The organism is Candidatus Accumulibacter similis (assembly GCA_013347225.1).
Lineage (GTDB): Bacteria > Pseudomonadota > Gammaproteobacteria > Burkholderiales > Rhodocyclaceae > Accumulibacter > Accumulibacter similis.
Window position 1 is genome coordinate 3,871,117 of the sequence record CP054595.1, and the last position, 26,920, is coordinate 3,898,036.

28 protein-coding genes are annotated in these 26,920 nt (G+C 67.4%); 18 read left to right on the plus strand and 10 right to left on the minus strand.

Going from position 1 to position 26,920, the window contains the following annotated elements; genetic code table 11:
- Nucleotides 1-210: 210 nt before the first annotated feature.
- From HT579_17055 to HT579_17070, 4 genes are all read right to left on the minus strand, one after another.
- A complete protein-coding gene (locus HT579_17055; protein ID QKS30470.1) occupies nucleotides 211-705 on the minus strand; it encodes a DNA starvation/stationary phase protection protein in 495 nt (164 codons plus the stop codon).
- Nucleotides 706-974: 269 nt separating this feature from the next.
- Entirely contained in the window at nucleotides 975-3,038 is a 2,064-nt protein-coding gene (locus HT579_17060; protein QKS30471.1) for a M1 family peptidase, read from the minus strand.
- Nucleotides 3,035-4,243, minus strand: a complete 1,209-nt coding sequence (locus HT579_17065) for a ChaN family lipoprotein (GenBank protein QKS30472.1) — start codon at nucleotides 4,241-4,243, stop codon at nucleotides 3,035-3,037. Before HT579_17065 ends, HT579_17060 begins: the two co-directional genes overlap by 4 nt.
- Nucleotides 4,244-4,443: 200 nt before the next feature.
- Nucleotides 4,444-4,935 (minus strand): polyketide cyclase, encoded by a 492-nt coding sequence (locus tag HT579_17070; GenBank protein ID QKS30473.1) that lies wholly within the window; start codon nucleotides 4,933-4,935, stop codon nucleotides 4,444-4,446.
- A 401-nt stretch (nucleotides 4,936-5,336) separates the two neighbouring features.
- Here HT579_17070 and HT579_17075 point away from each other — a divergent pair, with 401 nt between their 5' ends.
- The 7 genes from HT579_17075 to bioD all read left to right on the plus strand — a co-directional run bounded on the left by HT579_17075 (nucleotide 5,337) and on the right by bioD (nucleotide 12,557).
- Complete coding sequence (locus HT579_17075; GenBank protein ID QKS31691.1) at nucleotides 5,337-6,473, plus strand: EAL domain-containing protein; 1,137 nt, start codon at nucleotides 5,337-5,339, stop codon at nucleotides 6,471-6,473.
- Between the two features lie 212 nt (nucleotides 6,474-6,685).
- On the plus strand, nucleotides 6,686-7,861 hold the full coding sequence (locus HT579_17080) for a DUF2863 family protein (protein QKS30474.1): 1,176 nt from the start codon (nucleotides 6,686-6,688) through the stop codon (nucleotides 7,859-7,861).
- Nucleotides 7,862-7,888: 27 nt separating this feature from the next.
- Nucleotides 7,889-9,223: an adenosylmethionine--8-amino-7-oxononanoate transaminase gene (locus HT579_17085; protein QKS30475.1), complete on the plus strand. Its 1,335-nt coding sequence runs from the start codon at nucleotides 7,889-7,891 to the stop codon at nucleotides 9,221-9,223.
- Nucleotides 9,220-10,380: an 8-amino-7-oxononanoate synthase gene (gene bioF, locus HT579_17090; GenBank protein QKS30476.1), complete on the plus strand. Its 1,161-nt coding sequence runs from the start codon at nucleotides 9,220-9,222 to the stop codon at nucleotides 10,378-10,380. Before HT579_17085 ends, bioF begins: the two co-directional genes overlap by 4 nt.
- On the plus strand, nucleotides 10,371-11,135 hold the full coding sequence (locus tag HT579_17095) for an alpha/beta fold hydrolase (GenBank protein ID QKS30477.1): 765 nt from the start codon (nucleotides 10,371-10,373) through the stop codon (nucleotides 11,133-11,135). The genes bioF and HT579_17095 overlap by 10 nt, the downstream gene beginning before the upstream one ends.
- The gene (gene bioC, locus HT579_17100; GenBank protein QKS30478.1) at nucleotides 11,116-11,886 is read left to right on the plus strand and encodes a malonyl-ACP O-methyltransferase BioC; all 771 of its coding nucleotides are present in this window, start codon (nucleotides 11,116-11,118) and stop codon (nucleotides 11,884-11,886) included. The genes HT579_17095 and bioC overlap by 20 nt, the downstream gene beginning before the upstream one ends.
- Complete coding sequence (bioD, locus tag HT579_17105) at nucleotides 11,883-12,557, plus strand: dethiobiotin synthase (GenBank protein QKS30479.1); 675 nt, start codon at nucleotides 11,883-11,885, stop codon at nucleotides 12,555-12,557. Before bioC ends, bioD begins: the two co-directional genes overlap by 4 nt.
- Before the next feature lie 47 nt (nucleotides 12,558-12,604).
- On the opposite strand, the gene HT579_17110 is transcribed toward bioD, so the two are convergent.
- Nucleotides 12,605-13,786 carry an acetyl-CoA C-acyltransferase family protein gene (locus HT579_17110; GenBank protein QKS30480.1) on the minus strand — a complete coding sequence of 394 codons (1,182 nt, stop codon included), beginning with the start codon at nucleotides 13,784-13,786 and terminating at the stop codon, nucleotides 12,605-12,607.
- On the opposite strand from HT579_17110, the gene HT579_17115 reads away from it, so the two are divergent.
- Nucleotides 13,785-14,240 (plus strand): hypothetical protein, encoded by a 456-nt coding sequence (locus tag HT579_17115; GenBank protein ID QKS30481.1) that lies wholly within the window; start codon nucleotides 13,785-13,787, stop codon nucleotides 14,238-14,240. The two genes, HT579_17110 and HT579_17115, sit on opposite strands and share 2 nt — an antisense overlap.
- Nucleotides 14,241-14,416: 176 nt before the next feature.
- Entirely contained in the window at nucleotides 14,417-14,902 is a 486-nt protein-coding gene (locus tag HT579_17120) for a hypothetical protein (protein QKS30482.1), read from the plus strand.
- Here HT579_17120 and HT579_17125 read toward each other — a convergent pair.
- The 4 genes from HT579_17125 to HT579_17140 form a co-directional block, all read right to left on the minus strand.
- Nucleotides 14,899-15,546, minus strand: a complete 648-nt coding sequence (locus HT579_17125; GenBank protein QKS31692.1) for a CoA pyrophosphatase — start codon at nucleotides 15,544-15,546, stop codon at nucleotides 14,899-14,901. The two genes, HT579_17120 and HT579_17125, sit on opposite strands and share 4 nt — an antisense overlap.
- Nucleotides 15,524-15,784: a hypothetical protein gene (locus HT579_17130; protein QKS30483.1), complete on the minus strand. Its 261-nt coding sequence runs from the start codon at nucleotides 15,782-15,784 to the stop codon at nucleotides 15,524-15,526. Before HT579_17130 ends, HT579_17125 begins: the two co-directional genes overlap by 23 nt.
- 12 nt (nucleotides 15,785-15,796) lie before the next feature.
- Nucleotides 15,797-16,399, minus strand: a complete 603-nt coding sequence (locus tag HT579_17135; GenBank protein QKS31693.1) for a TIGR02281 family clan AA aspartic protease — start codon at nucleotides 16,397-16,399, stop codon at nucleotides 15,797-15,799.
- Nucleotides 16,400-16,649: 250 nt separating this feature from the next.
- Nucleotides 16,650-17,093 (minus strand): universal stress protein, encoded by a 444-nt coding sequence (locus tag HT579_17140; GenBank protein ID QKS30484.1) that lies wholly within the window; start codon nucleotides 17,091-17,093, stop codon nucleotides 16,650-16,652.
- 317 nt (nucleotides 17,094-17,410) lie between these two features.
- Here HT579_17140 and HT579_17145 point away from each other — a divergent pair, with 317 nt between their 5' ends.
- The 4 genes from HT579_17145 to HT579_17160 are packed head-to-tail and all read left to right on the plus strand — an operon-like array spanning nucleotide 17,411 to nucleotide 19,813.
- Nucleotides 17,411-17,872 (plus strand): hemerythrin domain-containing protein, encoded by a 462-nt coding sequence (locus HT579_17145; protein QKS30485.1) that lies wholly within the window; start codon nucleotides 17,411-17,413, stop codon nucleotides 17,870-17,872.
- Nucleotides 17,869-18,105: a DUF2249 domain-containing protein gene (locus tag HT579_17150; protein ID QKS30486.1), complete on the plus strand. Its 237-nt coding sequence runs from the start codon at nucleotides 17,869-17,871 to the stop codon at nucleotides 18,103-18,105. The genes HT579_17145 and HT579_17150 overlap by 4 nt, the downstream gene beginning before the upstream one ends.
- Nucleotides 18,105-19,421 carry a hypothetical protein gene (locus HT579_17155; protein QKS30487.1) on the plus strand — a complete coding sequence of 439 codons (1,317 nt, stop codon included), beginning with the start codon at nucleotides 18,105-18,107 and terminating at the stop codon, nucleotides 19,419-19,421. The genes HT579_17150 and HT579_17155 overlap by 1 nt, the downstream gene beginning before the upstream one ends.
- Nucleotides 19,421-19,813: a SirB2 family protein gene (locus HT579_17160; GenBank protein ID QKS30488.1), complete on the plus strand. Its 393-nt coding sequence runs from the start codon at nucleotides 19,421-19,423 to the stop codon at nucleotides 19,811-19,813. The genes HT579_17155 and HT579_17160 overlap by 1 nt, the downstream gene beginning before the upstream one ends.
- Nucleotides 19,814-19,837: 24 nt before the next feature.
- Here the strand turns inward: HT579_17160 and fnr are convergent, their stop codons facing one another.
- Entirely contained in the window at nucleotides 19,838-20,581 is a 744-nt protein-coding gene (fnr, locus tag HT579_17165; GenBank protein ID QKS30489.1) for a fumarate/nitrate reduction transcriptional regulator Fnr, read from the minus strand.
- A 99-nt stretch (nucleotides 20,582-20,680) separates the two neighbouring features.
- Here fnr and hemN point away from each other — a divergent pair, with 99 nt between their 5' ends.
- From hemN to selD, 5 genes are all read left to right on the plus strand, one after another.
- Nucleotides 20,681-22,078: an oxygen-independent coproporphyrinogen III oxidase gene (hemN, locus tag HT579_17170; GenBank protein QKS30490.1), complete on the plus strand. Its 1,398-nt coding sequence runs from the start codon at nucleotides 20,681-20,683 to the stop codon at nucleotides 22,076-22,078.
- Nucleotides 22,079-22,157: 79 nt separating this feature from the next.
- Complete coding sequence (locus tag HT579_17175; protein QKS30491.1) at nucleotides 22,158-22,838, plus strand: sulfite exporter TauE/SafE family protein; 681 nt, start codon at nucleotides 22,158-22,160, stop codon at nucleotides 22,836-22,838.
- Nucleotides 22,839-22,896: 58 nt separating this feature from the next.
- A complete protein-coding gene (locus HT579_17180; GenBank protein ID QKS30492.1) occupies nucleotides 22,897-25,356 on the plus strand; it encodes a copper-translocating P-type ATPase in 2,460 nt (819 codons plus the stop codon).
- Nucleotides 25,357-25,376: 20 nt separating this feature from the next.
- Entirely contained in the window at nucleotides 25,377-25,592 is a 216-nt protein-coding gene (locus HT579_17185; GenBank protein QKS30493.1) for a heavy-metal-associated domain-containing protein, read from the plus strand.
- 201 nt (nucleotides 25,593-25,793) lie between these two features.
- Nucleotides 25,794-26,897: a selenide, water dikinase SelD gene (selD, locus tag HT579_17190; GenBank protein QKS30494.1), complete on the plus strand. Its 1,104-nt coding sequence runs from the start codon at nucleotides 25,794-25,796 to the stop codon at nucleotides 26,895-26,897.
- Nucleotides 26,898-26,920: the final 23 nt, after the last annotated feature.

The window sequence follows — 26,920 nt, forward strand, 5'->3', positions numbered from 1 at the left end:
CAACGCACGCTCCCGCCGGCCGCCGCCCCCAAGGGCAGCGGGGCGGACGCCGCCACTGCGCGCACGATACACGAAAGCCGGCCGGACTGCCGCGCCGCCCAAACATCGCTGATCACGGCCGTGGCGCTGCCCTGCAGTCGCCACCGCCGCTGTCCGCCGGCGGCGCAGCGTGCGCTGGCACGCCGCAGCCGTGCCACCGCTGCCGCGCGATCACTCCTCGAGCAGGCTGCGCAGCATCCACGCCGTCTTCTCATGCACCTCCAGCCGCTGCGTCAGGAGATCGGTGGTCGGCTGATCGTTTGCCGCGGTCACCACCGGCAGCAGTTCGCGCGCCGTCCGTGCCGTTGCCTCCTGCGCGGCGACGAGATGACGAATCATGTCGGTTGCCCGCGGAACGCCTTCCACTTCGGCGATCGAGGCGATGCGACTGAACTCACGATAGGTGCCTGGAGCCGGGTGACCCAGCGCGCGAATCCGCTCGGCGATGACGTCGAGCGCGGTCCACTGTTCGGTGTACTGCGCCATGAACATCAGGTGCAGCGTGTTGAACATCGGGCCGGTGACGTTCCAGTGGAAATTGTGCGTCATCAGGTAGAGGGTATAGCTGTCGGCGAGCAGTGCCGACAGGCCGTGCGCGATCTTCTCCCGATCCTCGGCGCTGATGCCGATGTTGATCGCGGGTGCAGTGGCAGTTCTGGTTTTCATGGTACGACCTCCTTCAGTGAAGAATCAAGAATCCGGCCAGCGAAACGCTGATCGCGAATGCAGTTTCCCGCAGCGGGCTCGTTCCGAATCCGGAAGCACCCGCTCCATGGCTTGGGCGCCACCGTCGCGGGGAGTCGCTGCTGCGACGCGTGATTGGATTCTAGGGACAGCCGAAAAATAGATCCAATGAATTGCTTTCATTGCATCAATTGTCTTCAGCTATGGCACGCGGCGCGACCGGCGGCTCCCAGGCGCCGCCGGCGGGCGCTCTACTGGCGCGTCGGCGGCGTCTCGCCACGGACCGTGAAGGCGGGCACCGGTGCCGGCCAGAGACCACGGTCGCTGGCCTGCCCGCCGTCGAAGACGAGCCAGCTCTGACCACCGTAGTGCGGCAAGGGTCGCGCCAGCGAGCGCAGCGCTGCCGCATCGTTGGCGGCGACCACCAGCAGCGGGCCGCGCTCGACGGTCCATACCCGCGCCGAGCCGCGCGTCGCGTTGCCACCCAGCGTCTGCGCCTGCTGCGGCAGACCGTTGGCGAGCAGCGCCGCATCGACCGCGGCCGGCGTACCGACGACCATCACCGACTCGCCAGCCACCAGCGCTGCCTGCAGGTCGGTCAGGCGGAGCAGCGCCGCCGGCCGTTCGAAGAACCGCCCGACCACCGTCTCGGCAGCCTCGCGGAACGCTGCATCGCCGCCGACGACGACCCAGCGCGGCTGCAGCGCCCCGACCCAGCGGCGCAGGATGAGCGGCAGTTCGGCCTCATGCAGCCGCCGCCAGGTGCGCGCTTCGGGGTCGATGCGGATCCGTTCGGGAAGGAAATCGAGGTCGAACCCGGCCAGACTTCGCTCGCCGGTGACGTCGATCCAGCGCGTGATGGCGTGCGTGCCGCCGGCGATCTCGACCGGCAGCCTGAGCGCCAGCGCCGGGCTCCCCTGGCGCAGCGTCAGGCGCAGGCGATGACCCGACGGCGAGCGACTGGCGACTGCATCGTCGACCGTGAACATCGGCAACTGCCGCGAACTCAGCCACTGCGCGAAGACGCCGCGCAGGTCGCTGCCCGAAGCCCGCTCGAAGGCTCGCCGCAGATCGTCCCAGCTCGCATGGCGAAAGCGCTGTGCCTGCCAGAAATCACGCAGCGCCTGCGCGAACGCCGCGTCGCCGATGCGGTCCCGCAACATCAGGAAGAACATCGCCCCCTTGCCATAACCGACCGCCGCTTCAGCTCCATGCCGGCGGCTGCGGAAGTCGCGCAGCGCCGGCTGCTCGCTGGCCGGCAGTGCGGCCGCGTCGCGCAGCCAGGCGAGCCGCAGGGCGTGCGCCGCCGCCGCTGAACTCTCCTCTCTGTAGGCGTAGTCGGCGAGGAAGGTGGTCAGCCCTTCGCTCCAGTTCCCCGAGCGCGCATCGACACGGACCCCGTTGCCCCACCAGTTGTGCAGCACCTCGTGGCCGAGCGAGGTGGCGCGGATGAACGGCAGGCGCAGGACGTCGACGCCGAGGTAGGTCAGCGTCGGCATGCCGAGTCCGGTCGGCAGCGGACTGGCGACGATCGAGAAGGCGTCGTAGGGGTAGGCGCCGATGAGTGCGCTGTAGCGCTCGATGTAGCGAGCGCTGTCGGCAAGATAGCCCTGGGCGAGTCCCGATTCGGCGTCGAGAGCCGGCGGGAAATAGGTTCGCAGCCGCAGCGGCGAGGCGCCGGCACGTGCCAACAGGCGCTCGCGCACCCGCCAGGGGCCGGCCATCAGGTCGATGCCATCGGTCGGCCGCGCAAACTCGAACTCGGCTGCATAGCGGTCGGCGCCGGCACGGGGCAGCCGTTCCGCCCGCAGGCTGCCGGGAACCACTGCGCGTTGCTCGCCCGGCAGCGACAGGCGCACCCGGTAGCTGAACAGCGCCAGCGGCGGCTGCGGGTACCAGCCGCTGCCCGCGGCGAGGAACGATCCCGCTGCTGCCGCCATTGGCGGCAGGCGTTGCAGAACCTGGCGATGGTCACGACCCGTTTCGGTCACCGGCAGCGTCCCGCCGTAAGCGATGCGCACCCGCTCGGCGCCGGCCGGCAAGGCGATTCGCCACGAACGCCTGCCGTCGCCCGCATCGCGGCCGCCGGCAACGCTCGCCGCGACGAGGAGACCAGCCGCTGCCCGCGCCTCGCGCACGCTCAGCGACTCGTGCAGGGTGAACGCGAAGCTCCGCCCGCCAACCGGCAGTTCGGCGATCACCTCGAGCTGCCGCGTCGCCGGCTCAAGCGTCACTTCGAGGTCAAGGTCCGCTGCCGCCCGGGCGCCCAGCGTCAACAGCAGCAGCGCGCCGGCGAACCACCTGCGCGGCATCATTCCGGCGGCAGGCGGACGACGATCTCGAGCGTCGTTTCACCGCGCCTGATCCGCAGCGGCAGCCACGTTCCCGGCGCCGCCGCCCGCACCAGCGAGATCACGGCCGCAGCCTTGAGCGCCGGTCGGCCAGCGACCTCGAGCAGTTGGTCGCCCACCAGGAGCCCGCTCCTCTCGGCCAGACTGCCGGCGGTGACCGCCTGCACGCGCACACCGCCGGCCGCGCCGGCAGCGTCTTCCAGTTGCACGCCGAGGCGTGGTGGCGCCACCGGCAGTGCCGGCTTCGGCGGCAACACGAACAGCGCGTCGGCGACGCCTGGCTGCATCTCGCGACAAGCCTCGCTGGACGCAACCGGCAACAGGGTGACCACCCGCCCGACACCGAGGGAACGCAACTGGTGCGGCACGCCGTGGCCGTGGCGCAGGTGTCCGCTGCCCATGATGCCGACGACGAGTTCTGCCCGCCCGTTCCTTTGTCCGGACGCCAGCCGTGTTGCCAGCGCTTCGGCCATCGCGCGATCCCAGTTCAGCTGCGCTTCGACGAAATGGCGGAAGCCGCGGCTGTCGCGACCGCCCTGGCCATGCGCGTGCTCGCGGTAGACACTGAAAAGGAAGTCGCGATAGGCCTCGCTGGCCGGCGCCGCGCGGCCGACGCCTTCGCGTTCGTTTTCCGGCACGGCATCCCAGCCCTGGTCGCCGATCGCCCGCGTCAGCCGGGAGTCGACGTTGAGCGCCAGCATCGGCAGACGATTGATGCGCGCAAACTCGAACAGCGGCAGGTAGAACGCAGCCGGAAAGCTCCAGTTCTCCTCCCATGCCGTCTGCGCCAGCAGCGCCGGGACGCTCAGCTCGCCCGCGACCCAGCGATCGAGCGCCGGCTGCACGCGACGCGGAAACATCTCGAAGCCGACGACCAGTTGCGGGCGCAGCGCGTGCAGCCCGGCAAGCACCTGCGCCTGCCAGCGATGATGATCCTCGTCGTCATGCTGCTCACCAAGCAGGACGACGTCGGCCGCGACGGCACTCGCCAGTACCTCGTCGACGGGGACACTCTCGCCATTCGCGCCGGCGATCCGCACCCAGCCCACGGGCGCGGTGCAGGCCGCGTTCCGTGCTGCCGAGCCGGACGACAGCAGCGCAACACTCAGAACACCGACCACCGCCAGCAGCGAACAGCAAAGGAGCCAGCGAGTAAGGTCGCGTTTCATCGGCGGATCGTCGCCAGCTGGGCCGAGCGCAGCGGCTGGAAATCAAGCCCCGGTGCGACCGCTCTGCGGCGTTGCTCGCCCGCTCGCACGGCAAGCTGCGTGCAAACCCGTCTGCACCCTCGTCTGACCACTGGCCAGCTTTCGTCCCGGGTGCTCCCGCTGCTTGCCTGCGCGTCTGCGCGCGATGTCCTCACGGCCATTCAGCCGAAGCTCGGTTGCTCACCGCTGCCGCCGGCAGGCATCGCGACGCTGAGGTCGTACTGCACCCCCAGGTGTTTCAGGCTTTTCACCGTCCGCCGGGCACCGTCGTGCAGCGCCATCCGTACCAGCTTCTCGAACGGCCGCAGGCGCGGCTCGAGAGCGGCGATTTCGACGCTGAAGCGGATCATCGTCGAGGAACTGCAGTCGTCAAACTCGTAGAGCGATGAATAGGGGGCCGAAATCCCCTGGAAGCGGACACGCTTCGGTGCTTCGAGTTCGCTCACCTCGAACACCGATTCGGACTTGTGGCCCTGATCGACACGCACCTGCCGCGCCTGGAAACCCGGCCGCACGGGTCCGGGCGAAAGTGCCTCCAGACGCAGGACTTCCGGCGACCAGCGCGGATAGTTGACGACGAAATCGAGCGCGACGAACTGGAAAACGCGGCCGATCTCCTCGAACACCAGAATGTCAGCAGTAGCGCCGATCATTGCTCAACCCTTGCCCTCGATGCAGACTGCCCCGGACCCCGCCAGAGCGGGCCGATCCGGTGCCAGCCGGGAATGCGCCGTCGCCGGCCGGGCAACCCCGGAACAATGGCAGTCTGCTACCCTCCATGCGCAAAGTAAAGCGCTCAAGCGTCGTGCCCCCTGCAGTTCCGGGGCTAGTCAGCGGCGACACCAGTCTGCTACTCTTCACCTCGAGACCAACTTGGGAGTTCCTACCTGATGTCTGCCGACGAGGTTACTTCGATGACGCAGCCGGCTCTCGCGCAACGCTGCGGCCAGTTCGGCAACTGCCTGTCGGCAACGTCCGCGTGCGCCGTCAGTGCGGCCGGCCGACCTAGCTTGCCAAGGCCCATGCGGCCTGCCGCTGTGGCGGTTGTCCGCCCCTGGAAAAGCAGGTGAACGGGTTCTGGTTTCTCGAGTCGGTAAGCGCCTACGGCTCGCGCATCACGTACAACATCGGCAACCTGCCTTTCCGCATCGGTCGCGGCCCCGGCAACGACCTGGTGGTTGCCGCGGCCCGCGATCTCAGCCGGTATCACGCGGTAATCACGGAAGACCTCAGCGGCCGTCTCAGGCTGACCGACCTCGACAGCACGAACGGCACTTCGGTCAATCGGCAACGACTCGAGGGCTCCTGCCTGCTCGAGGAGAACGACATCGTGCACTTCGGCGGCGCCGAGTTCCGTGTCGGCCTGCGTACGGTCGAACTGCCGCGCTTCGACCAGTCGCTGACGATGCTGGCGCCACCCGATTCGGCCTTGTCGGAACTCTTCGTTACCAACGAGAACGAGTTTCACCAGTTGCTGGCCGGTCAGGGGATGACCGGTACGGCGCAAGCCATTGCCGATGCCCGCAATGGGACGATCGTTGCTTACGAACTTCTCGGCCGTGCCTGTCATCCACAGTTGCCGGTGGCGCCACTGCCCCTGTTCAAGATCGCGCGCAAGCTGAATCGCGAGGCGGAACTCAGCCAGGCGTTCCGCGATTTCGCGCTGACGGTGATGGCGCCACGCCTGGACGGTTACACGCTCTTCGCCAACGTCCATCCCAAGGAAACCTTCAGCGCCGCCTTCTTCGCCACTCTGCAGCAGACGCGCCAGCGCCTGCCCCGGCTTGACCTGGTGATCGAGGTACACGAAAGCGCCGTCACGGAAACGCGGGAACTGGTCGAGTTGGCCGCCCGCCTGCGCGACATCGGTGTACGCTTCGCCTATGATGACTTTGGCGCCGGACAGGCGCGCCTGAACGAGCTCGGCGAGGCACCGGCGCATTTCGTCAAGTTCGACATCAACCTCGTGCGCAACCTACACGTCGCCAGCGAACGCAAGCGACGGGTGGTGGGTGACCTCGTCAAACTCGTCCTCGACCTCGGATCCGTTCCACTCGCCGAGGGAATAGAGTGTGCAGAAGCCGCCGCGACCTGCAGCGAGATGGGTTTCCGGCTCCTGCAGGGCTTCCATTTCGGCCAGCCGGTCGCGGCCGACGGTCTGCCCACCGTGCGCGGGCCCGACACGCCCTGAGGTCGTGCCGCCGCGGCTTCGCGGCAAGAGGGTGAGGAAGTCTTCGCAAGCACAAGCAGGCCAGGAAGCGGCCTGCGCGAACGACGGACGCGAGCCAGCCGCGGCGTCGGCCCGGGCAGGAATACGCGCAACGGGCTGCGGGCACGAGCGAGCAGCGCCGACTCCTTCAGCTTGGTACAATGGCGAATTGATCGTCCTGCAGGCGCCCGCACATGAAACGCTCCCGCTTCTCTTCCCGGAAACGCATCTCGACCGACGCCACCGAATTGAGCCGCCTGGCGATCGGCCTCGCCGAGTCCGGCAGCAAGATGGAAGACCAGTTCTGGCAGGGTCGCCTGGCCGAACTGGTGACCAGGCTGTTCAACGATGGCACGGAGGATGATTTCACCAGTGCGCTCGACCGGCTGTTCGACGCGCATCCGATGGCGCACGACGACCTCGCCGACATCATCGAAGCGAATGCCGAATCGTGTGTCGTCCGGCATGGCGGCCGGGACTTCGACATCCTCCTGCTTGCCGCGCCGGTTCTCGCCTGGTCGCGCTTCTCGATCCCCACTGCGGCGATTCCCCGCAGCACGTTGCAGACGCTGAAGGTCCATCTGGGCGCGCACGTGCTGGCAGCCGATGCGCGACTGGCGCTGGCAGATTACCTCTACAGCCCCGACCAGTTGCCGCACACCTTCGTCGACACCTGGCAAATGATGCGCCAGCTCGGCAACGCGGCGCTGGAAGGTGGCGATCTCAACGTCGATGCGACAGCGCTGCCGGAAACCAATCGCTTCCTCTCCGACACCCGTTACCTGCTCGGCGCGGTGGCGGTGCCGCACCCGCTGCCGATCTTCCACTGGAACGAAAGCAGCAAGAGCAGCCGCGAGACGGCGCTGAAGGAGTGGCTGCGGCAGGGCGGGCCGTCTTTCGAAAACCTGCTCACCGGCTGTGCCTACCAGCCGCTGCTGGCCGACGCGTACCACGCGGCCTGCCGCGCCGCCGACAGCGCTTCCCGCCCCTACTCGCTCAATGCCTCGGTCGCCTTCCTGCAGGGCGCCCTCGGGCTGTCACCCGAGAACCTGCGGGTAGTGGTCGGTGCTTTCCACGACCAGCGGCTCGAGGAATTCCGCATCGGCTTTGGTCCGCGCGACAGCGACCTGATCTTTCACGGCGTCGTCTGGCCGCTGCTGGGAGTTGAGGACGAGAACAGCGACATCGCCGGCGAGATCGAGGCCACCCTGCGCAAGTCGGGCGTCAAGGAGGTGCTGGTCCTTGACCAGCAGTTTCCCTACGAGTTCTGCGACGACTGCGGGGCACCGCTCTACCCGAACGCAGACGGCGAAACCGTACACGCCGAGATGCCGGAACAGAACGACACCCCGTCGCAGACCCTGCACTGAGCGCGTGCCAACGGAGCACCGACGCCGATGACCAGCAACCGCGAACTGCTCGACCGCAGCCTGAGGGCGGTCTGGCACCCGTGCACGCAGATGAAGCAGCACGCCGGTGCGCAAGCGGCGCTGCCGCTGGTGCCGATCGCCAGCGGCGAGGGCGTCTGGCTGCAAGACTTCGACGGCCATCGCTATCTCGACGGCATCAGCTCGTGGTGGGTCAACCTGTTCGGCCACTGCCATCCGCGAATCAACGCCGCCCTGCGTGCACAGCTCGATGAACTGGAACATGTCATCCTCGCCGGTTTCACGCAGCGACCGGTCGTCGAGCTGTCGGAGAGGCTGGCGGCGCTGACCGGCGGCAGCCTCGGCCACTGCTTCTTTGCTTCCGACGGGGCATCGGCGACCGAGATCGCCCTCAAGATGTCCTTCCATTCCTGGCAGAACCGGGGCCATGTCGAGAAACAGGAATTCCTCTGCCTCGCCGGCGCTTACCACGGCGAGACCGTCGGCGCCCTGGCGGTGACCGATGTCGCGCTGTTCCGGGATGCTTACGCGCCGCTGATTCGCCCGGCCGGGGTCGTCGCTTCACCGGACGCGCGACTCGCGGCTGCCGGCGAAGCCTCGATCGATGTCGCCAGGCGAGCCGCCAGAGCGCTCGAACAACGTCTCGAGAAGGAACATCGGCGCATCGCCGCGCTGATCGTCGAGCCACTGGTGCAGTGCGCCAGCGGCATGGCGATGCACCATCCGGAGTACCTGCGCCTCGCCCGCGGCCTCTGCGACCATTACCGGGTGCACCTGATCTGCGACGAGATTGCCGTCGGCTGTGGTCGCAGCGGCAGCTTCTTCGCGCACGAACAGGCGGCGATCCGCCCGGACTTCCTGTGCCTGTCGAAGGGCATCTCGGGCGGCTACCTCCCGCTGTCGATCGTCATGACCACCGATGCGGTCTATGCCGACTTTTACGATGATGCGACCAGCCGCGGCTTTCTGCACTCACACTCCTACACCGGCAACGCGCTGGCCTGTCGCGCCGCGCTGGCAACGCTCGACATCTTCGCCGACGAGCAGGTGATCGAGCGCAACCAGGCTCTTGCCGCACACCTCGGCGCCTGCCTGCAGCCGCTCGCCAGTCATCCGCAGGTGAGCCATCTGCGGCAATGCGGCATGATCGCCGCTTTCGACGTCGTCAGCGACGATCCCCTCTTCTCGCGCCACTTCTACATCGACGCCCTGGCGAACGGGATTCTGCTGCGACCGATCGGCAACACCGTCTACTTCATGCCGCCGTACGTCATCAGCCCGGCCGAGGTCGAGTTCCTGGTCGAGCGTGCGACGGTGGCGCTGGAGGCAGCCCTGCGGCGATGATCTGCGACGAACTGCAAGGCGAACTCGACGCACTGCAACGCGATGGCCTGAAGCGCATTCGACGAACCCTCGAGCTGCCCTGCGGCCCACTGGCGCGGGTCGATGGACGCTCGCTGATCAGCTTCTGCAGCAATGACTACCTCGGCCTGGCCAACGATCCGGCACTGGTCGCGGCGGCGTGTGCCGGCGCCCGCACGTGGGGAGTAGGCAGCGGCGCCTCGCATCTCGTCAGCGGTCACCTCGGACCGCACGCAGTGCTCGAGGAGAAGCTCGCCGCGTTTACCGGCTTCGACCGCGCCCTGCTCTTCTCGACCGGCTACATGGCCAATCTCGGGATCGTCCCGGCGCTGGTCGGGCGTGGTGACATGGTGTTCGCCGACCGCCTCAACCACGCCTCGCTGATCGACGCGGTGCAGCTCTCGCGCGCCGACAGCCAGCGCTATCCGCACGCCGATCTGCAGGCGCTCGAACGTCTGCTCGCTGCCAGCACCGCCCGGCGACGCCTGATCCTGACCGATGCCGTCTTCAGCATGGACGGCGACCTGGCGCCACTACCTGGCCTGCTGACGCTGGCCGAGCGCTACGATGCCTGGCTGGTGGTCGATGACGCACATGGTTTTGGTGTCCTCGGCGCGCAGGGTCGCGGCAGCATCAGCCACTTCGGGCTGCCGGCAAACCGCCGCGTGGTCTGCATGGGAACCCTCGGCAAGGCGGCCGGCGCTGCCGGCGCCTTCGTCGCGGCGAACGCCACGGTCATCGAATGGCTCGCGCAGCGTGCCCGCAGTTATGTCTTCACCACTGCCGGCAGCCCGCTGATCGCCTGCGCACTGGCTACCAGCCTCGAGCTGATCGCCGCCGGTGATGCCCGCCGCGCCCATCTCTGGCGACTCGTCGCACAGCTGCGCGACGGTCTGGCCGACACACGCTGGCGCTTGCTGGCGTCGCCGACCGCGATCCAGCCGGTGATCGTCGGCGACAACCACGCAACCGTCCGGCTCGCCGGCGCGCTCTACGAGCGCGGCCTCTGGGTGCCGGCGATCAGGCCCCCGACGGTGCCGAACGGAACGGCACGCCTGCGCGTCTCGCTGAGCGCTGCCCACAGCGAGGCGCAGGTGGCCGAGCTGGTGAGCGCACTCCGGGAGCTGGGATGCGCCTGATGCCCGATGACTGGCCCGATCTCGCACTGATCCACGGCTGGGGACTGGGCAGTGCCGTCTGGCAGCCGCTGCTCGAGCCCCTCTCGCGATCTTGTCGGCCACATCCGGTCGAGTTGCCGGGTTATGGGCGCGCAGCCGACGACAGCGCTGACCTGGCGGCCTGCGCCGAGTCGCTGCTCGCGACGCTGCCGACACCGGTGACGCTGTGCGGCTGGTCGCTCGGTGGGCTGCTGGCGCTGCGCGCCGCCCTGCTGGCACCGCAACAGGTCAGCGGACTGATCCTGATCGGCACCACCCCGTGCTTCGTGCAGCGCCCTGACTGGCCGGCAGCGCAGCCGGCAACCCTGCTGGCCGGCTTTGCCGACAGCGTCGGCAAGCGGCCGGCCGAAACCCTGCAGCGCTTCGTCGCACTGCTCTGCCAAGGGGACAGCCAGGCACGGACGCTGACCCGCACACTCCTCGCGCAGGTCCGGAACGACCCTCTGCCGGCGCTGCCCGCGCTGCAGCGCGGTCTTGAATGGTTGCGCGACAGCGACCTGCGTCCGCTGCTGCCGGGCATCCGCTGTCGCAGCCTGCTCCTGCATGGCGACAGCGATGCCCTCAATCCGCTCGCCGCAGCGGGCTGGCTGGCACGGGCCCTGCCCGACAGCCACCTCGAGGTCGTCCCCGCCACCGGGCATGCGCCCTTTCTCGCCGATCCGGCGCGCTGCAGCCAGCTCTTGAGCCAGTTCTGCCATGCCACCCGTGCTCACTAGACAGCGCGTCCGCGAGTCCTTCGACCGGGCCGCCGCTTCGTACGACGAGGCGGCGATCGTGCAGCGACAGGTCTGCCAGTTGCTGCTCGACGACTTCAGGCCCGCCGCCATTCCGGACTCGATACTCGATGCCGGCTGCGGCACCGGCTACGGCATCCGTCTGCTGCAGCACCGGTGGCCGGCGGCGCAGATCGTCGCCGTCGACTTTGCGCCGGCAATGCTTGCCGCCGCCCGCCGGAGCGTGGCCCTGTGCGTCGCCGCCGACATCGAGGCCCTGCCCTGCCGGGACGCGTGTTGCAGCACCTGGTGGTCGAATCTGACCGTGCAGTGGTGTGATCCCGAGGCAGTCTGCCGCGAGGCGCATCGCGTCCTGCGTCCACATGGCGAACTGGCGCTGAGCACTCTCGGCCCCGCGACCTTCGCCGAACTGCGCGAGGCTTTCGCCAGCATCGACCAGCATCGTCACACGATCGGCTTCAGCGAGCCGGAGACGATCGCCGAGGCGCTGCGCCGCGCTGGCTTCGCCGGCATCCGGCTGCACCGGCAAACGGTCAGCCAGCACTACCCTGACCTCGGGTCGCTGCTGCGCGCGGTCAAGGATATCGGCGCCAACGCCGTCGGTAACGGCGCGCGCAGCGGCATGCTCGGCCGCCGCGCCTGGCAACGTGTGCAGGCGGCCTACGAACGGCACCGTGCGAGCGACGGCCTGCCGGCGCGCTACGACGTCATTCTCGCCTACGCCAGTAAATGAGCGGACACCCGGCCTGGTTCATCACCGGCACCGATACCGAGATCGGCAAGACCTTCGTTGCCTGCGCGCTGCTGCATGCCTTCCGCCGCAACGGCTGGCGTGCGGTGGCGATGAAACCGATCGCCGCCGGTTGCGACGAGCACGGGATCAACGACGATGTCGAGCGGCTCCTGGCGGCGTCCTCGTTCGCGCCACCGCGGCAACTGGTGAACCCGTACTGCTTCCGCGCCGCGATCGCGCCGCATATCGCTGCCGTCGAGGAAGGCCGACGCATCGAGCTGCCGGTCATCGCGGCAGCCTTCGCCGGGCTGCGGCGGCTGGCCGACATGGTGCTGGTCGAGGGAGTTGGTGGTTTCTGCGTTCCGCTCGACGACGCTACCGACACCGCTGACCTCGCGGCGCTGCTCGATCTGCCGCCGATCCTCGTCGTCGGCATGCGCCTCGGCTGCATCAACCATGCGCTGCTGACGGCGCAGGCGATTGCCGCTCGCGGCCTGCCCCTGGCCGGCTGGGTCGCCAACCGGATCGATCCGGCGATGTCGCGCTTCGCCGAGAACCTCTCGGCACTGCAGGCCCGACTGCCGGCCCCGCTGCTCGGCGTCGTCGAGCATGGCACGACGCCAGCAGAGGCCGGCCGCTCGCTACGACTGCCGAACGCGTCTGGCGTATGAAAAGAGACCCGACCGCGCCGCGGTCGGGTCCGGTACACTGCCGACGATCAGGCGCGTTCGAAGATCACTGCGATACCCTGCCCGCCACCGATGCACATGGTGACCAGCGCGTAGCGGCCGCCGCTGCGCTGCAGCTCGTGGATCGCCTTGGTGGCGATGAAGGCGCCCGAACAACCGACCGGATGGCCAAGCGCGATCGCGCCGCCGTTCGGGTTGGTCTTCACCGGGTCGAGGCCGAGCCCCTTGTTGACCGCGATGGCTTGCGCCGCGAAGGCCTCGTTGGCCTCGATGACGTCCATCTGGTCCAGCGACAGGCCCGCCTTCTTGAGGGCCAGCCTGGTCGCCGGGATCGGCCCCTCACCCATGATGTCGTTCGGCACGCCGGCGACAGCATAGGAAACCAGCCGGGCAATCGGCTTCTGGCCGGCACTGGCGGCAACATCCGCCGCAGCGAGGACGAGGAAGGCGGCTCCGTCATTGATTCCGGAGGCGTTGCCGGCAGTGACCGTGCCATCCTTGGCGAAAGCGGGCTTCATCTTCGCCAGGGTCTCGACGGTCGTGCCGGCCTTGACATGCTCGTCGGTATCGAACACCACATCGCCCTTGCGCGTCTTGAGGACAATCGGCACGATCTGCGACTTGAAGCGCCCTTCAGCGATGGCGGCGGCAGCGCGGCGCTGCGACTCGACGGCGAAGGCGTCCTGCTCCTCGCGGCTGATGTTCCACTTCGTCGCCAGGTTCTCGGCGGTGACGCCCATGTGGCCAACGCCAAAGGGATCGGTCAGCGTTGCCACCATCATGTCGATCGCCTTGCTGTCACCCATGCGGGCACCCGTGCGCATCGCCGGCAGCATGTAGGAGCCACGGGACATCACTTCGACGCCGCCGCCGATGCCGTAGTCGGCATCTCCCAGCATGATGTTCTGGGCCGTCGTCACCACGCCCTGCAAGCCCGAGGCGCAGAGTCGGTTGACCGCCATCGCCACCGAATCCATCGTCAGACCAGCCTGGATCGAGGCGACGCGGGCCACATAGGCAAAGCGCGAATCGGTCGGAATGCAGTTGCCGACCGTGACATAGGTGATCTGCTGCGCATCGACACCGGAACGGGCGATCGACTCCTTCATCACGGTACCGGCCAGCTCATGCGGCTCCATGTTGGCGAGTGAACCACCGAAGGTGCCAATGGCTGAACGGACCGCGCTCAATACGACGACTTCTCTAGTCATGAAGAAACTCCTGTTAATGATCGATCAACCCCCTACCAAAGCGGCAAGGCCCACCAGCAACAACAGCAAGCATAGCAGCAACCCACGCCATGCCAAGCCACCAGCACCTGCAACGAACTCGACGTCGACCTCTGCAGCGCTGCCGATCGCCAGCCGCTCCGACCAATCAGCCGGCCCGGCAGGCCGCCGCCCGAGTCTGGGTCCGGGCGCACCGGCACCGCTGGCGAGAAAGATCGCCATGCCTTCGGCCGACGATTTCGCGGCTTGTGCGCGCCAGCGGCAGACGGCATTCGCGAAATTGCCGAGAATGGCAAAAGCGGCGACGGGTACACCGCCAGCGGAGCCGATCTATGATAGCAAAGCTTCACCGCGCGACGCTGGCGAAATCGCCATTTTCTGCTTCCGTGCATCAACCCCGGAAATTGATGAGCAAGAGCGCAACACGGTACAGTAGTGGTCCCGCCGGGCCGCACAGCCTCAGGAAGCAGCGGACGCCGGCCCCGAGGTGCCGGCGGGCGGCGCGCCGCAGGTCTTCAATCGCCAGAAACAGCATGACACACTTGCCCGGGACTTGCGGAACGCCGCCACTTCACGCAACATCTCGTTGCCCGGTCAGAGAGTCGCTCCGCAATGAAACTGTCGTCAGTCTTCCACAAAACGCCAAAGGGCCTCGATGAGATCTCCACCCGCGCGCACCACCTGCCGTCGCGCATGCGGGCGATGTTGATCCTGGTCGACGGCCACCGCACCGGCGGCGAACTCGTCGCCCTCAGCAGTTCGATCAGTGAAGGCCGGACGCAACTGGCGAGCCTGCTCGCCGGTGGCTTCGTCCAGACGCATGCGCCGGATCGCCGGAGCGCGCCGAACGGACCGGGTCACGGCACCGCGACGGCAGCCGCGAACGACGACATCAGCCTGGCGCGCAGCTACGCCGTCCGCAGCCTGCGCGAATTGCTGGGCGACGAAGCTGGCAGCCTGGTTGCCGAAATCGAACAGTTGCGGACGATCGATGAACTGCAGCAGACGCTCGGCCGCTTGCGGGCGGCACTGCGGACAGCACCGGACCAGACGCGGGCACAGCAGTTCCTCGACCAGATCGAGATGGTCCTCGACTAGGGTCCGCCGGCGGCCAGCGCCCGGTACAGCGACATGATGATTCCGGCCGTGGCGCCCCAGATGAAGTAGCCGCGATAGGGCATTGCGTAGTAGTGCCGCAGGCGGCCGCGGTAATGCAGCGAATGCCGCTGGTGGTTGGCAGGGTCAAGGAGAAAGGAGAGCGGCACCTCGAAGACTTCGGCCACCTCGAAGGCGTCTACCTGGAGTTCGAACGGGGGAGTCACCATGGCCACCACCGGGGTGACGCGAAAGCCTGTACTGGTCAGGTATTCCGGCAGATAACCGGCGATGTCGACATGCGCAGCCGCCAGGCCGATCTCCTCGGCTGCCTCACGCAGGGCAGTATGCACCGGCGACGCGTCCGCCGACTCGCAGCGGCCGCCCGGGAAGCTGATCTGGCCCGGGTGATCCTTGAGATGGGCGGTTCGCTGCGTCAACAGAACGGTCGGTCCGTCATCGCGCCGGACGATCGGAAAGAGTACCGCAGCCGGCATCAGTTCCTCGTCACCGACGCCGTCCTCGAGCACGATGCGGGTCTTGCAGGGAGACGACTGCAGGACCTGCCGAACGCGACCGAGGTCGACGGTGTCGCGCTCCGGCGCAGGCGGAGCGACCGCCGGCTCAGCCGGTGACGGCGCACACATCGTCGATCCGCGCATGCGCTGCCGCCAGCGCATCGCGCAGGCTTTCGTCCGATAGCTCGTTGATCGCGCTGGCAACGAGATCGGCAGCCCGGACCGAGGCCGATGGCAGATCCCGGGTATCGAGAGAGGCAATCAGCGCCGCCGTCGCACCGACGACCTGCAACAGCCTCTGTCGCTCGCGCATCAGAATCTCGATCTCCTGCCCCAGCAGGCTGGCCGCTCCATCGCGACGACGCATGTCAAGCCTTTCCTAGAAGCGCTTCCTGAGGGTCATCGACTGACCGTCGCGGTGCATCTCCATACGGTTGAGGAAACTCATGCCGAGCAGAACTGACGGCATGTCCTGTTCATGAACGAGGGCATCGACATTGTTGATGGTGATCTCGCCCACCCGCACGCTGTCGAGCTTGACGCGCACGACCCGCGCCTGTCCGTTGGCCGTCATGGCAAAACCCGGCACGCCCTTGCTGGTGTCGATGCCGATCCGCCGTGCATCCCCCGCCCCCAACGCGATCATCGTCGCGCCTGTGTCGACCATGAAGCGGACCGTCGTCCCGTTGATGCTGCCGGTGGTGAGAAAATGGCCCCGCGCATCGGCCGTCAGGGTCGCCTGGGCGCCACTCGCTGTCGCCGCCGGCGAGGCGACGTTGTCGCCGACGCGCAGCCGGCGCTTCCTGCCGTCGGCCTCGATCGTCGCCGTCTCGCCATCGACCGCCAGCACCGACACGCCCTCGGCGGTCGTGCTGCCGACAGCGACGATCCTCGGCGGACCGCCGTTGATCGTCAGCAGCGCCTTGCCGGGGAACACGCCGGCCAGCCCGACGTCGACGGCCTGCGCCGAGACGGCGACCATGCACAGCGCCAACGGCAGCACACGGCGCCGGAGCTCCCCAGCGATCCTCGCGGAAAATCCCTCAACGTCGTGCACGCATCCTCCTCTGTCCGGCCGGCCCCCGCATTTGGCCATCGCCAACCCGCCGTGACAAGGCATTTTGCCACATTCCGTCGCCACCGCCAGGTCGCGCGACCAGACAGCCAGCGAACGGGCGCCAGCGCCGGACCCTGCCGGGGCAGCCCGCCGCTGCCGCGCGCACGCGTCGCGATCAGCGATAGACGAGCACCGGGATCTTCGAATGCGTCAGAACCTTGTTGGTCTCGCTGCCGAGCAGCAGCGCACTGAAGCCACGGCGGCCATGCGATGCCATGAAGATCAGGTCGCAACCGGCCGCCGTTGCCGCGTCGATGATCGCCTGATAGGGAATGTCACTGGTCATCGACAGCTTGTCGACCGGAACGCCGGCGCTCTCGCAGAGCTGGACGACGAAATCCAGCGTCTCCGTTGCCTGCCGCTCGGCCAGCTCGGCAAACTTCTCCGGCGTCGTCGGATCGATCAGTGCGCCTTCGCCGTAGTAGCTGACCGGGTACTCGGGCTTGGCGTAGAAGGCCGTGATGCGCGCGCCGGCTTCCCTGGCGAAGGAGACCGCCCGCCGTGCAGTATCCCTGGAGAGTTCGGAGCCGTCCGTTGGAACGAGGATGTGTTTGAACATGGCGCCACCTCCACTGTTGAGTGATCAGAAATATAGGCTTGAAGGCGGGCACCAGTCTTGATCGAGATCAAACACCAGATCAAGCCTTGCCGTCTCCTGTCGGCTCGGTCGCAGTGCGACGGGCTGCGGCATTTTGTCCTCTCGACGGCAGCGCCGGGCAACGGCATCATCACCCGCTGGCCGCACGTACCGGCGCGGGCAGCCAGCCACGCGCCACCTGCCGCCGCCAACGCCGTCCTGCGATTTGTTGACCCTGATCAACCATGCCGCCCGATGACGGCAGGACAATCGGTACACCGATTCCACCGAGGTTTCCCATGCAGACGATCACCGATTTCATGTCAGTCGATCATCGCTCCTGCGATGAACTGCTCGCCGCCGTCGAGCACGCGCTGGCCGACGGCAAGTGGGAACTCACACAGGCAGCCTTTGAGCGCTTTCACGATGGCATGCTGCACCACTTCAACGCCGAGGAGTCGGTTCTCTTCCCGCTCTTCGAACAGTGCACCGGCATCTACCGTGGGCCAACGCAGGTCATGCGCGCCGAGCACGCGCAGATGCGGCAGTTGCTGGGCGCGGCGGCAGCGGCACTGGCCGCGCGCAATGCGGATGACTACTCCGGCAACGCCGAGACCCTGCTGATCATGATGCAGCAGCACAATGTCAAGGAAGAGAACGTGCTCTATCCGATGTGCGATCAGCACCTGACGGCGCAGCTGCCGACCCTGCTGCAGGAACTGCGGCAGGAACTCGCGGCGCAGCGCGGGGTGGCGCCATGACCCGTCCGCGTGCCGACATCGTCATCGATGCCCGCGGCCTCGAGCCTCCAGAGCCGATGGTGCGCACCATGGAAGCACTCGATCACCTCGAGCCCGCCGGCAAGCTGCTGGTGCTGCTGCCACGCGAGCCTTTCCCTCTTTACCGGGCTCTCGAGATCAACGGCTTCTCCTGGCAGACGGAGCACCAGCCCGACGGCACGGTGACCGTCCTGATCGAGCACCGCCGGCAGTAATGCAGGCGCTGCTGAGCTTCGACCAGGCGCCGCCGATCTCGGCACCTTTCCGCTTCTTCCTGACGGCGCCGGTCTTCGCCCTGCTCGCCGGCCTGCTCCTGCTGGCCAGCGGTCCGCAACTCCTCGCCTCGCGCTGGACGCCCGCAGCGCTGGCGCTGACGCACCTGATCACCGTCGGGTTCATGCTGCAGGTGATGCTCGGCTCCCTGATCCAGATTCTGCCGGTCGTCGCCGGTGCGAACATCGCCCAGCCCCTCCGCATCGCGACGCTGGTACATGCGCTGCTGGTGCCCGGCGCGCTGTTGCTGGTGGTCGGTCTGCTGCTTTCCGATGCACTCGCCCTGCGGCTGGCGGCGATCACCATCGGACTCGGCGTCACCGTCTTCCTGGTCGCCGCCGGCCGTGCGCTGTGGGGCATGCCGGCGGGCAACGCGACGATACTCGGGCTGAAGCTGGCGCTCCTCGGTCTGGCGATCACCAGCGGTCTCGGCATCGTCCTCGCGCTGGCGCTCGACGGATCATTCGCCTTGCCCCTGCTGCAACTGACGACCATCCATTTCGCCTGGGGTCTCGTCGGCTGGAGCACCATCCTGCTGGCCGCCGTCGCGCTGGTCGTCGTACCGATGTTCCAGATGACACCACCGTACCCAAACTGGTTTGCCCGCTCCTTCGGCTGGTCGGCGCTCGTCGTTCTCGCTGCCTGGAGCACCGCCGATCTCCTCGAATGGCAGCAGCCGAAGGCAGTCCTGGCGAGTGGCATGCTGTTGCTGCCGACCGTCTTCGCGGCCCTTACCCTGCATCTGCAGCGCCACAGCAAACGTGTCCGCTTCGATGCCACACAGCAGTACTGGCGCCTGGCGATGCTCTGCGCTCTCGGCGCCAGCCTCCTCTCGCTCATCTCCCTGCTCCTGCCGGAAGCCGCTGCCAACCGGCAACTGCCGCTGCTGTGGGGCGTTCTCGTTCTGTATGGCAGCCTGATGTCGGTGAGCACTGGCATGCTCTACAAGATCGTTCCCTTTCTCGTCTGGCTGCACCTGCAGAATGCCGGGGGCGGTCGCATCCTGGCACCGAACATGCAGCAGGTGATCGCGAAGCGGCAGATCGACCACCAACTGCACGCACACCTCGCTGCGCTCGCGCTGTTGCTGGCGGCGGCGCTGCAGCCCGAGTGGTTCACCCTTCCGGCGGCCGTCGCGCTGCTCGTCGCCAGTGGCTGGCTGCTGCGCAACCTGCTGGCGGCGACGGCCTTCTACCGCCAGCATCGACAGCGCATCGTCAGCCTGGCGCGTGCGACGCCGGCGCCGCCACCGGGCTGATGGGCTATCTGATCCTGAAGCACCTGCATGTCGGCTGCGTCGTCCTCAGCGGCGCCGGCTTCCTGCTGCGCGGCCTGTGGATGCTGGCCGACTCACCGTTGCTGCAGCGGCGCAGCGTGCGCGTCCTGCCGCATATCGTCGATACCATCCTGCTCGGCAGTGCGATCGCCATGACGGTGCTCAGCCACCAGTACCCTTTCGTCGCCGACTGGTTGACCGCCAAGCTGGCTGGCCTGCTGCTCTACATTGGCTGCGGCACGATGGCGCTCAAACGCGCGCGCGGCAAGCCGCAGCGCGCCGCCTTCCTGCTTGCCGCCATGCTGAGCTTTGCCTGGATCGTATCGGTCGCGCTGACGCGCAGCCCGCTGGGTTTCTTCGCCGCTCTCGCCTGAACGCCACCAAGCGCGGCGCCTCCCTCAGCCGCGCTGGTGCGCCATCAGCTTGCGCAGACCGGCGGTATTGAGGATGCGCACCTTGCGCTGGTGTACAGCCAGCAGTCCGTCTTCCTGGAAACGCGAAAAGGCACGGCTGACGGTTTCCAGCTTGAGGCCGAGGTAGCTGCCGATTTCGTCGCGCGACATGCGCAGGTTGAACTCGGCCGGCGAATAGCCGCGTGCCTTGAAGCGCTGCGAGAGATTGAGCAGAAAGGCCGCCAGGCGTTCCTCGGCACGCATCGTCCCGAGCAGCATCATCACGCCGTGGTCACGCACGATCTCGCGGCTCATCACCTTGTGAAAATGGTGCTGCAGCGTGTGGATCTGTCGCGAAAGGCTTTCCAGATGCGAGAACGGGATGGCGCAGACCTCGCTGTCTTCGAGGGCGATCGCATTGCAGGTGTGGATCTCGCTGCTGATGCCATCGAGGCCGAGCAGTTCGCCGGTCATCTGGAAGCCCGTGACCTGGTCACGGCCATCCTCGATCAGGACGTCGGTCTTGAAGAAACCGCTGCGCACGGCATAGATCGACTCGAATTCCTGTCCGGCACGATAGAGATGATCGCCCCGCTTCAGGCGTCGGCGCGTCGAAACCAGTTCGTCAAGGCGACGCAACTCGTCCGGCGGCAGGCCGATCGGCAGGCACAACTCGCGCAGGTTGCAGTTGGAACAGGCGGTCTTCACGACTTCGAACGTCAGCCTCGCCGTTGCCGCATCGGTCGACATGTCAGCCCTTCGTTTCACTGATTGCCGCGTTTGATCCACGTCAACCCCGGGCTCCGCACACCGGCAGATAATGCCGGCAACCAACCTCGTACCGGGACGATGAGATCCGTCACTGGCAACCTCGTTTTCGATCCACAGATCATCCGCCGCTTCGACGTCAACGGGCCACGCTACACGTCGTACCCGACGGCGGATCGCTTCGTTGAGGCCTTCGGCGCAGACGCCTCCAGACTCTGGCTCGGCAAGCGCAACATCGGCGCCATCAGCCGGCAGCTGTCATTGTACTTCCACATCCCGTTCTGCAACACCATTTGCTACTACTGTGCCTGCAACAAGATCATCACCAAGGACCACGGCCGCTCCGCCAAGTACCTGAAATACCTTGCCCGCGAGCTGGCATTGCAGAGCAGCTACCTCGAGGGCGGCGACCAGGAGGTGGCGCAGCTGCACTGGGGCGGTGGCACGCCGACCTTCCTGTCGCACGACGAGATGCGCCAGTTGATGGCCGCGACCCGCAAACACTTCACCCTGGTGGAAGGCGGCGAGTCCTCGATCGAGGTCGATCCACGCAAGGTCGACCAGGCAACCGTTGCCCTGCTCGGCGAACTGGGTTTCAATCGCATGAGCGTCGGCGTGCAGGATTTCGATGCCGAGGTGCAGACGGCGGTCAATCGGCTGCAGAGCGAGGAGGAGACCCGCGCCGTGATCGACGCGGCGCGCGGCAGCGGCTTCAAGTCGGTCAGCGTCGATCTCATCTATGGTCTGCCCAGGCAGACCGTCGCCGGCTTTGGCCGCACCCTCGAGCGGGTCATCGACGCCAGCCCGGACCGCGTCTCGATCTACAACTACGCCCATCTGCCGAGCCTGTTCAAGCCGCAGCGACGCATCCTCGAGGCGGACATGCCGTCCGCCGACACGCGTCTGCAGATCCTCGCTCTCGCCATCCAGCAGATGACCGCGGCGGGCTATGTCTTCATCGGCATGGATCACTTCGCGAAGCCCGACGACGAACTCGCGATCGCCCAGCGGCAGGGGCGACTGCACCGCAACTTCCAGGGCTATTCGACACACTCCGACTGCGACCTCCTGGCCTTCGGCATCTCGGCGATCAGCAAGGTCGGCCCGACCTACTGCCAGAACGTCAAGACGCTCGACGAGTACTACGACCTGCTGGACAACGGCACCCTGCCGGTCTGCCGCGGCATCGAGCTGAATGCCGACGATCTGCTGCGCCGTTCGATCATCCAGTCGCTGATGTGCCACTTCGAACTGTCGATCGAGTCGATAGAGATTGCGCACCTGATCGACTTCCGGAAGTACTTCGCCACCGAACTCGATGAACTCCGGGAGATGGTCGATGCCGGCCTCGTCCGCGTCGACGATCGCTGGATCACGGTCCTGCCACGCGGTCGCTTGCTGGTCCGAGCCATCGCGATGGTCTTCGACCGCTACCTGCGCGCCGACCGGCAACGCACCCGCTACTCGAAGGTCATCTGAGGCAGAGGGCGACGGTCGCCGCAGGAACGAAGGAGTAGAATCGCAGTTCCGCTCCTCCCGAGCCAGCCACCCGCCCGCCATGCCCGAATCGAGTTTCCTCGCCCTGTTGCTCGTCGGACTGCTTGGTGGAACGCACTGCGTCGGCATGTGCGGCGGCATCGTCGGCGCGCTGACGATGGCTGCGCCGGCCCGCTGCAGCCTGCTGCTCGCCTACAACGCGGGGCGCATCCTGAGCTACGCCGCGGCCGGCGCGATCGCCGGTGCGCTCGGCGAGGCGAGCATCGCCCTGGCCGGGCAGCTGCCGCTGCGCAGCCTCCTCTACCTGCTCGCCAACCTGATGCTGATCGCCCTCGGTCTCTACCTGCTCGGCTTCAGCAGCGCCTTGGCGTTCACCGAGCGGCTCGGCCAGAAGCTCTGGCGACATCTGCAACCGCTGAGCCGGCGTTGCCTGCCTGCGCGCGGCCCGCTGCAGGCCTTTCCGCTCGGGCTGCTGTGGGGCTGGCTGCCCTGTGGTCTGGTGTACAGTGCGCTGGCAACGGCGCTGAGCAGCGGCTCCGCCGCGCAGGGAGCCGGACTGATGCTCGCCTTTGGCGTCGGCACCCTGCCCAATCTGCTCCTGGCCGGCCTGTTCGCCGCGCGCCTGCGCGCGTACACGAACCGGCCGGCGCTGCGCATGGTTGCCGGACTCGTTGTCCTGGGTTTTGGTGTCTGGGGGCTGCTGGGGCTGCAGCAGCTGTTGCACCAGTTCGCTTCCGCTTAGCCGTGCGAGCGCCACCACCTCCGGACTCCATGACAGCAGGCCGTGCGCTGACGGCGCCATGAGCGACCCCAACGTCAGCCCGCAGACACTCGACCTGCCGATCAACGGCATGAGCTGCGCCGCCTGCGCCAGCCGCATCGAGCGCGTACTGAACCGCATGCCCGGCGTCAACGCCAGCGTCAACCTGGCAACCGAGCGCGCACAGGTGGCGATCACGGGCGAGGAAACGAGTGCCGGCCAGGTGGTTGCCGCGATCGAGCAGGCCGGTTTCGCCGTGCCGCTGCAGACGGTCGAGCTGGCGATCAGCGGCATGAGCTGTGCCGCCTGTTCGACGAGGCTGGAGAAGGTGCTCAACCGCCTGCCGGGAGTCGAGGCGGCAGTCAATCTGGCGAGCGAGCGGGCGACCATCCGTTACCGCCCAGGCCTCGCCGCGGTCGCCGGGCTGATCGCCACCATCGAAGCAGCTGGCTTCCATGGCCAGCTCACCGATGCGCATGCACGCGCCGACGAAGTGGCGAGCAGGATTGCCGCGCAACGGCGCGAGCTGCGTCGTTTCTTCATCGCCGCTGCCCTGACCCTGCCGCTGGTGGCGCAGATGCTCACCATGTTCGCTGGCGGCGAGCAGCCGCATGCGGACCTGCTGCCCCGCTGGCTGCAACTCCTCCTGGCGACACCGGTGCAGTTCTGGATCGGCTGGCGTTTCTACGAGGGCGCCTGGAAGTCCCTGCGCGGCGGCGGCGGCAACATGGACGTGCTGGTCGCCCTCGGCACATCAATGGCCTACTTCTTCAGCCTCTTCGTCACCGTATCGGGTGCACCGGGCCTGCACGTCTACTTCGAGGCATCGGCCGCGGTCATCACCCTCGTCCTGCTCGGCAAACTGCTCGAGGCGCGCGCCAGGGCGAAGACGGGCGAAGCGATCGCGGCGCTGGTCCGCCTGCAGCCGCGAACGGCGCGGGTCGAACGTGACGGCCGGCTGATCGAGCTCGACGCCTCCCTGCTGATCCCGGGTGACGTCTTCATTGTCCGCCCCGGCGAGAGCATCCCGGTCGATGGCGAGGTGATCGACGGGTCGTCAAGCGTCAGCCAGGCGATGCTGACCGGCGAGAGCATGCCGGTCGCCAAGCACCGCGGCGACCGCGTCTACGCCGCCACAGCCAACGGTGAAGGCATGCTGCGCTGCCGCGCGACCGGCGTCGGCGAGCACACGTTGCTGGCCGGAATCATCCGCCTGGTAGCTGCGGCGCAAGGCTCGAAGGCCCCCGTGCAACGCCTCGCCGACCGGATATCGGCGGTTTTCGTCCCCGTCGTCTGCCTGGTCTCCCTGGGCACCCTGATCGGGTGGTGGCTTTTTGGCGGCATCTTCAGCACGGCCTTGATCAATGCCGTGGCGGTGCTCGTCATCGCCTGTCCCTGCGCCCTCGGACTGGCAACACCGACGGCCATCATGGTTGGCAGCGGACGCGGTGCTGCAGCCGGCATTCTGATCAAGAATGCCGAGGCGCTCGAGCGGGCCAGCGGGATCAATGTGCTCGCGGTGGACAAGACCGGCACGCTGACCCGCGGCGAGCCCGAGCTGACCGACATCGTTCCCCTGGCAGCCTCGGCAGAGGAGGCACTGCAACTGGCTGCCGGCCTCGAACAGGGGTCCGAACACCCGCTGGCACGGGCGATCCTGCAGCGCGGACAGGAGGCAGGCGTGGGCCTGCCGGCGCTGGCAGAGTTCCGCGCCATTCCCGGACACGGCGTCGAAGGCCTTGTTGGCAGCCGCTGGCTGCGGCTCGGAGCGCCGGCTGCCTGCGTCGACCTGGCCTTGCCGAAGGCCGTGATCGAGGCGCTGCAGGACGCCGGCAAGACCGTCGTCGTCCTCAGCGAACGGCCTGGCGAAGACCGCGGCACCACCGGCAACCAGCCGCCGCAGGTGGCGCTCGCCGTGCTGGCGATTGCCGACCCCTTGCGCGCGAGCTCGCGGCAAGCGGTGGCGCGCCTTGCTGCCCTCGGCATGCGGCTGGTGATGCTCACCGGCGACCACGCTGCGACCGCGGCGGCGATCGCCAGGGCGAGCGGCATCGAGGACTTCCGCGCCGGCATCCTGCCTGGCGACAAGGCGGCCGCGGTCAATGCGCTGCGACAGAAGGGCAGTGTCGTGGCGATGGTCGGTGATGGCATCAACGACGCACCGGCGCTTGCCGCTGCCGACGTCAGCTTCGCCATCGGCGCCGGTTCGGATGCTGCGATCGCGGCAGCCGATGTGACCCTGATGCATGGCGATCTCAATGGCATCGCCGACGCGGTCCTCCTTTCGCGTGCGACACTCCGCAAAATCAGGCAGAATCTCTTCTGCGCCTTCGTCTACAACGTCCTCGGGATTCCCCTGGCAGCGCTGGGGATGCTCAACCCGGTGATTGCCGGCGCAGCGATGGCGCTGAGTTCGCTGTCGGTGGTTGCCAACTCGCTGCTCCTGCGGCGCTGGCGCCCGGGCGGCAGCGGACCCGCCAACGACTCGGGCAGCACGTGACCTGACTGTGGGAAGGGCTGATGGAAAGATTGCTGATCAATGTCTCCGGAATGAGTTGCCAGGGGTGCGTGAAGAGCGTCACCGCCGCCTTGGCAGCCGTTGCGGGTGTCGAGCAGGTCGATGTTTCGTTGCAGTCAGGACAAGCGGCGATCGGCTGTGATCCATCGCTTGTCAGCGTTGCGCGGCTGATGGAAGCGATCGAGGCGGCGGGTTTCTCAGCCCACCCGGTGATCTGAGAGGTCGTGCGGGAATCGTCGCCGCCATGCCAGGCAAGAGGCGAGACCGCTGGCCCGAATCGGCGTGCGCGCTGGCCGAACTGGGCACCGCATGCTGCACACCGCCGCGGAGTTGCCGCGCGGCGGTGCCATCCCTGACCTCTCGGTCTGTCCTGGTCGCTGCCATCCGGGTAGCCTCCCTCCATTGACCCAAGGAAGAAGATGTCAAGAAAAAAGGAAAGAAGCGTCGAACCGCAGATCCCCGCAACTCCTCCCGGCGAGCCCATGCGCCTGACGCAGTTCTCGCACGGCGGGGGCTGTGGCTGCAAGATCGCCCCCGGCGTACTCGAGCAGATCCTCGCCCGGACCGCACCGGCAGTGGTGCCGTGGCAACTCCTCGTCGGCACTGAGACCAGCGACGACGCTGCTGTCTACCAGCTCAACGATGAGCAGGCGGTGATCGCCACGACCGATTTCTTCATGCCGATCGTCGACGACCCCTTCGACTTCGGCTGCATCGCGGCAACCAATGCGCTGTCCGACGTCTATGCCATGGGCGGCACCCCGCTGCTGGCGCTGGCCGTCGTCGGCATGCCGGTCAATCGCTTGCCGCTGGAGACCATCCAGCGCATTCTCGAAGGCGGCCAAGCGGTCTGTGCGAAGGCCGGCATCCCGATTGCAGGGGGACACACGATCGACTCGGTGGAACCGATTTATGGCCTCGTCGCCATCGGGCTCGTCCATCCGCGACACGTGCAGCGGAACTCCGGCGCACGCCCCGGTGACAAGCTGATTCTCGGCAAGGGGCTGGGCGTCGGTTTCCTCAGTGCGGCGCTGAAGAAAGGCCTCCTGTCACCGGCCGGCTATGCGGCGATGATCGCCTCGACGACACAGCTCAACACGCCCGGCCGCGCCCTCGCCTGCCTCGCTGGCGTGCATGCGATGACCGATGTCACCGGCTTTGGTCTGCTCGGGCACCTGGTCGAGATCTGCAAGGCATCCGGCGTCTCCGCCGTCATCGACTACACGGCGGTGCCGGCCCTGCCGAACGCCGCCGACTATGCCGCCAAGGGCTGCATCACCGGCGCTTCCGGCCGCAACTGGGCGAGCTACAGCGAGCACGTCGAGCTTGACAGGAAGCTCGGCGATCTCGAACGTGACCTGTTGACCGACCCGCAGACCAGCGGCGGCCTGCTCGTTGCCTGCGCGCCGGAGGTGGTCACCGAGGTCCTGGCAGTCTTCCTGCAGGAGGGCTTCGACCAGGCAACGGTTATCGGCGAGTTGGGCGAAGGCAAGCCGCAGGTCACGGTCGTCAGGAGTCGCTGAGGCCGCACCGCGCGCCGCTGCGC

What these genes read in the sequence shown, in the direction of transcription:
- HT579_17130 (QKS30483.1), bottom strand. Translation starts at nt 15,784, where the DNA reads ATGCGTCGTCGCGATGGAGCGGCCAGCCTGCTGGGGCAGGAGATCGAG.
- HT579_17085 (QKS30475.1), top strand. Translation starts at nt 7,889, where the DNA reads ATGACCAGCAACCGCGAACTGCTCGACCGCAGCCTGAGGGCGGTCTGG.
- bioD (QKS30479.1), top strand. Translation starts at nt 11,883, where the DNA reads ATGAGCGGACACCCGGCCTGGTTCATCACCGGCACCGATACCGAGATC.
- HT579_17155 (QKS30487.1), top strand. Translation starts at nt 18,105, where the DNA reads ATGCAGGCGCTGCTGAGCTTCGACCAGGCGCCGCCGATCTCGGCACCT.
- HT579_17160 (QKS30488.1), top strand. Translation starts at nt 19,421, where the DNA reads ATGGGCTATCTGATCCTGAAGCACCTGCATGTCGGCTGCGTCGTCCTC.
- bioC (QKS30478.1), top strand. Translation starts at nt 11,116, where the DNA reads ATGCCACCCGTGCTCACTAGACAGCGCGTCCGCGAGTCCTTCGACCGG.
- HT579_17180 (QKS30492.1), top strand. Translation starts at nt 22,897, where the DNA reads ATGAGCGACCCCAACGTCAGCCCGCAGACACTCGACCTGCCGATCAAC.
- HT579_17185 (QKS30493.1), top strand. Translation starts at nt 25,377, where the DNA reads ATGGAAAGATTGCTGATCAATGTCTCCGGAATGAGTTGCCAGGGGTGC.
- HT579_17135 (QKS31693.1), bottom strand. Translation starts at nt 16,399, where the DNA reads ATGGTCGCCGTCTCGGCGCAGGCCGTCGACGTCGGGCTGGCCGGCGTG.
- fnr (QKS30489.1), bottom strand. Translation starts at nt 20,581, where the DNA reads ATGTCGACCGATGCGGCAACGGCGAGGCTGACGTTCGAAGTCGTGAAG.
- HT579_17145 (QKS30485.1), top strand. Translation starts at nt 17,411, where the DNA reads ATGCAGACGATCACCGATTTCATGTCAGTCGATCATCGCTCCTGCGAT.
- HT579_17055 (QKS30470.1), bottom strand. Translation starts at nt 705, where the DNA reads ATGAAAACCAGAACTGCCACTGCACCCGCGATCAACATCGGCATCAGC.
- selD (QKS30494.1), top strand. Translation starts at nt 25,794, where the DNA reads ATGTCAAGAAAAAAGGAAAGAAGCGTCGAACCGCAGATCCCCGCAACT.
- HT579_17065 (QKS30472.1), bottom strand. Translation starts at nt 4,243, where the DNA reads ATGAAACGCGACCTTACTCGCTGGCTCCTTTGCTGTTCGCTGCTGGCG.
- HT579_17080 (QKS30474.1), top strand. Translation starts at nt 6,686, where the DNA reads ATGAAACGCTCCCGCTTCTCTTCCCGGAAACGCATCTCGACCGACGCC.
- HT579_17125 (QKS31692.1), bottom strand. Translation starts at nt 15,546, where the DNA reads ATGTGTGCGCCGTCACCGGCTGAGCCGGCGGTCGCTCCGCCTGCGCCG.
- HT579_17095 (QKS30477.1), top strand. Translation starts at nt 10,371, where the DNA reads ATGCGCCTGATGCCCGATGACTGGCCCGATCTCGCACTGATCCACGGC.
- HT579_17115 (QKS30481.1), top strand. Translation starts at nt 13,785, where the DNA reads ATGAAGAAACTCCTGTTAATGATCGATCAACCCCCTACCAAAGCGGCA.
- HT579_17120 (QKS30482.1), top strand. Translation starts at nt 14,417, where the DNA reads ATGAAACTGTCGTCAGTCTTCCACAAAACGCCAAAGGGCCTCGATGAG.
- HT579_17140 (QKS30484.1), bottom strand. Translation starts at nt 17,093, where the DNA reads ATGTTCAAACACATCCTCGTTCCAACGGACGGCTCCGAACTCTCCAGG.
- HT579_17175 (QKS30491.1), top strand. Translation starts at nt 22,158, where the DNA reads ATGCCCGAATCGAGTTTCCTCGCCCTGTTGCTCGTCGGACTGCTTGGT.
- hemN (QKS30490.1), top strand. Translation starts at nt 20,681, where the DNA reads ATGAGATCCGTCACTGGCAACCTCGTTTTCGATCCACAGATCATCCGC.
- HT579_17060 (QKS30471.1), bottom strand. Translation starts at nt 3,038, where the DNA reads ATGATGCCGCGCAGGTGGTTCGCCGGCGCGCTGCTGCTGTTGACGCTG.
- bioF (QKS30476.1), top strand. Translation starts at nt 9,220, where the DNA reads ATGATCTGCGACGAACTGCAAGGCGAACTCGACGCACTGCAACGCGAT.
- HT579_17150 (QKS30486.1), top strand. Translation starts at nt 17,869, where the DNA reads ATGACCCGTCCGCGTGCCGACATCGTCATCGATGCCCGCGGCCTCGAG.
- HT579_17070 (QKS30473.1), bottom strand. Translation starts at nt 4,935, where the DNA reads ATGATCGGCGCTACTGCTGACATTCTGGTGTTCGAGGAGATCGGCCGC.
- HT579_17110 (QKS30480.1), bottom strand. Translation starts at nt 13,786, where the DNA reads ATGACTAGAGAAGTCGTCGTATTGAGCGCGGTCCGTTCAGCCATTGGC.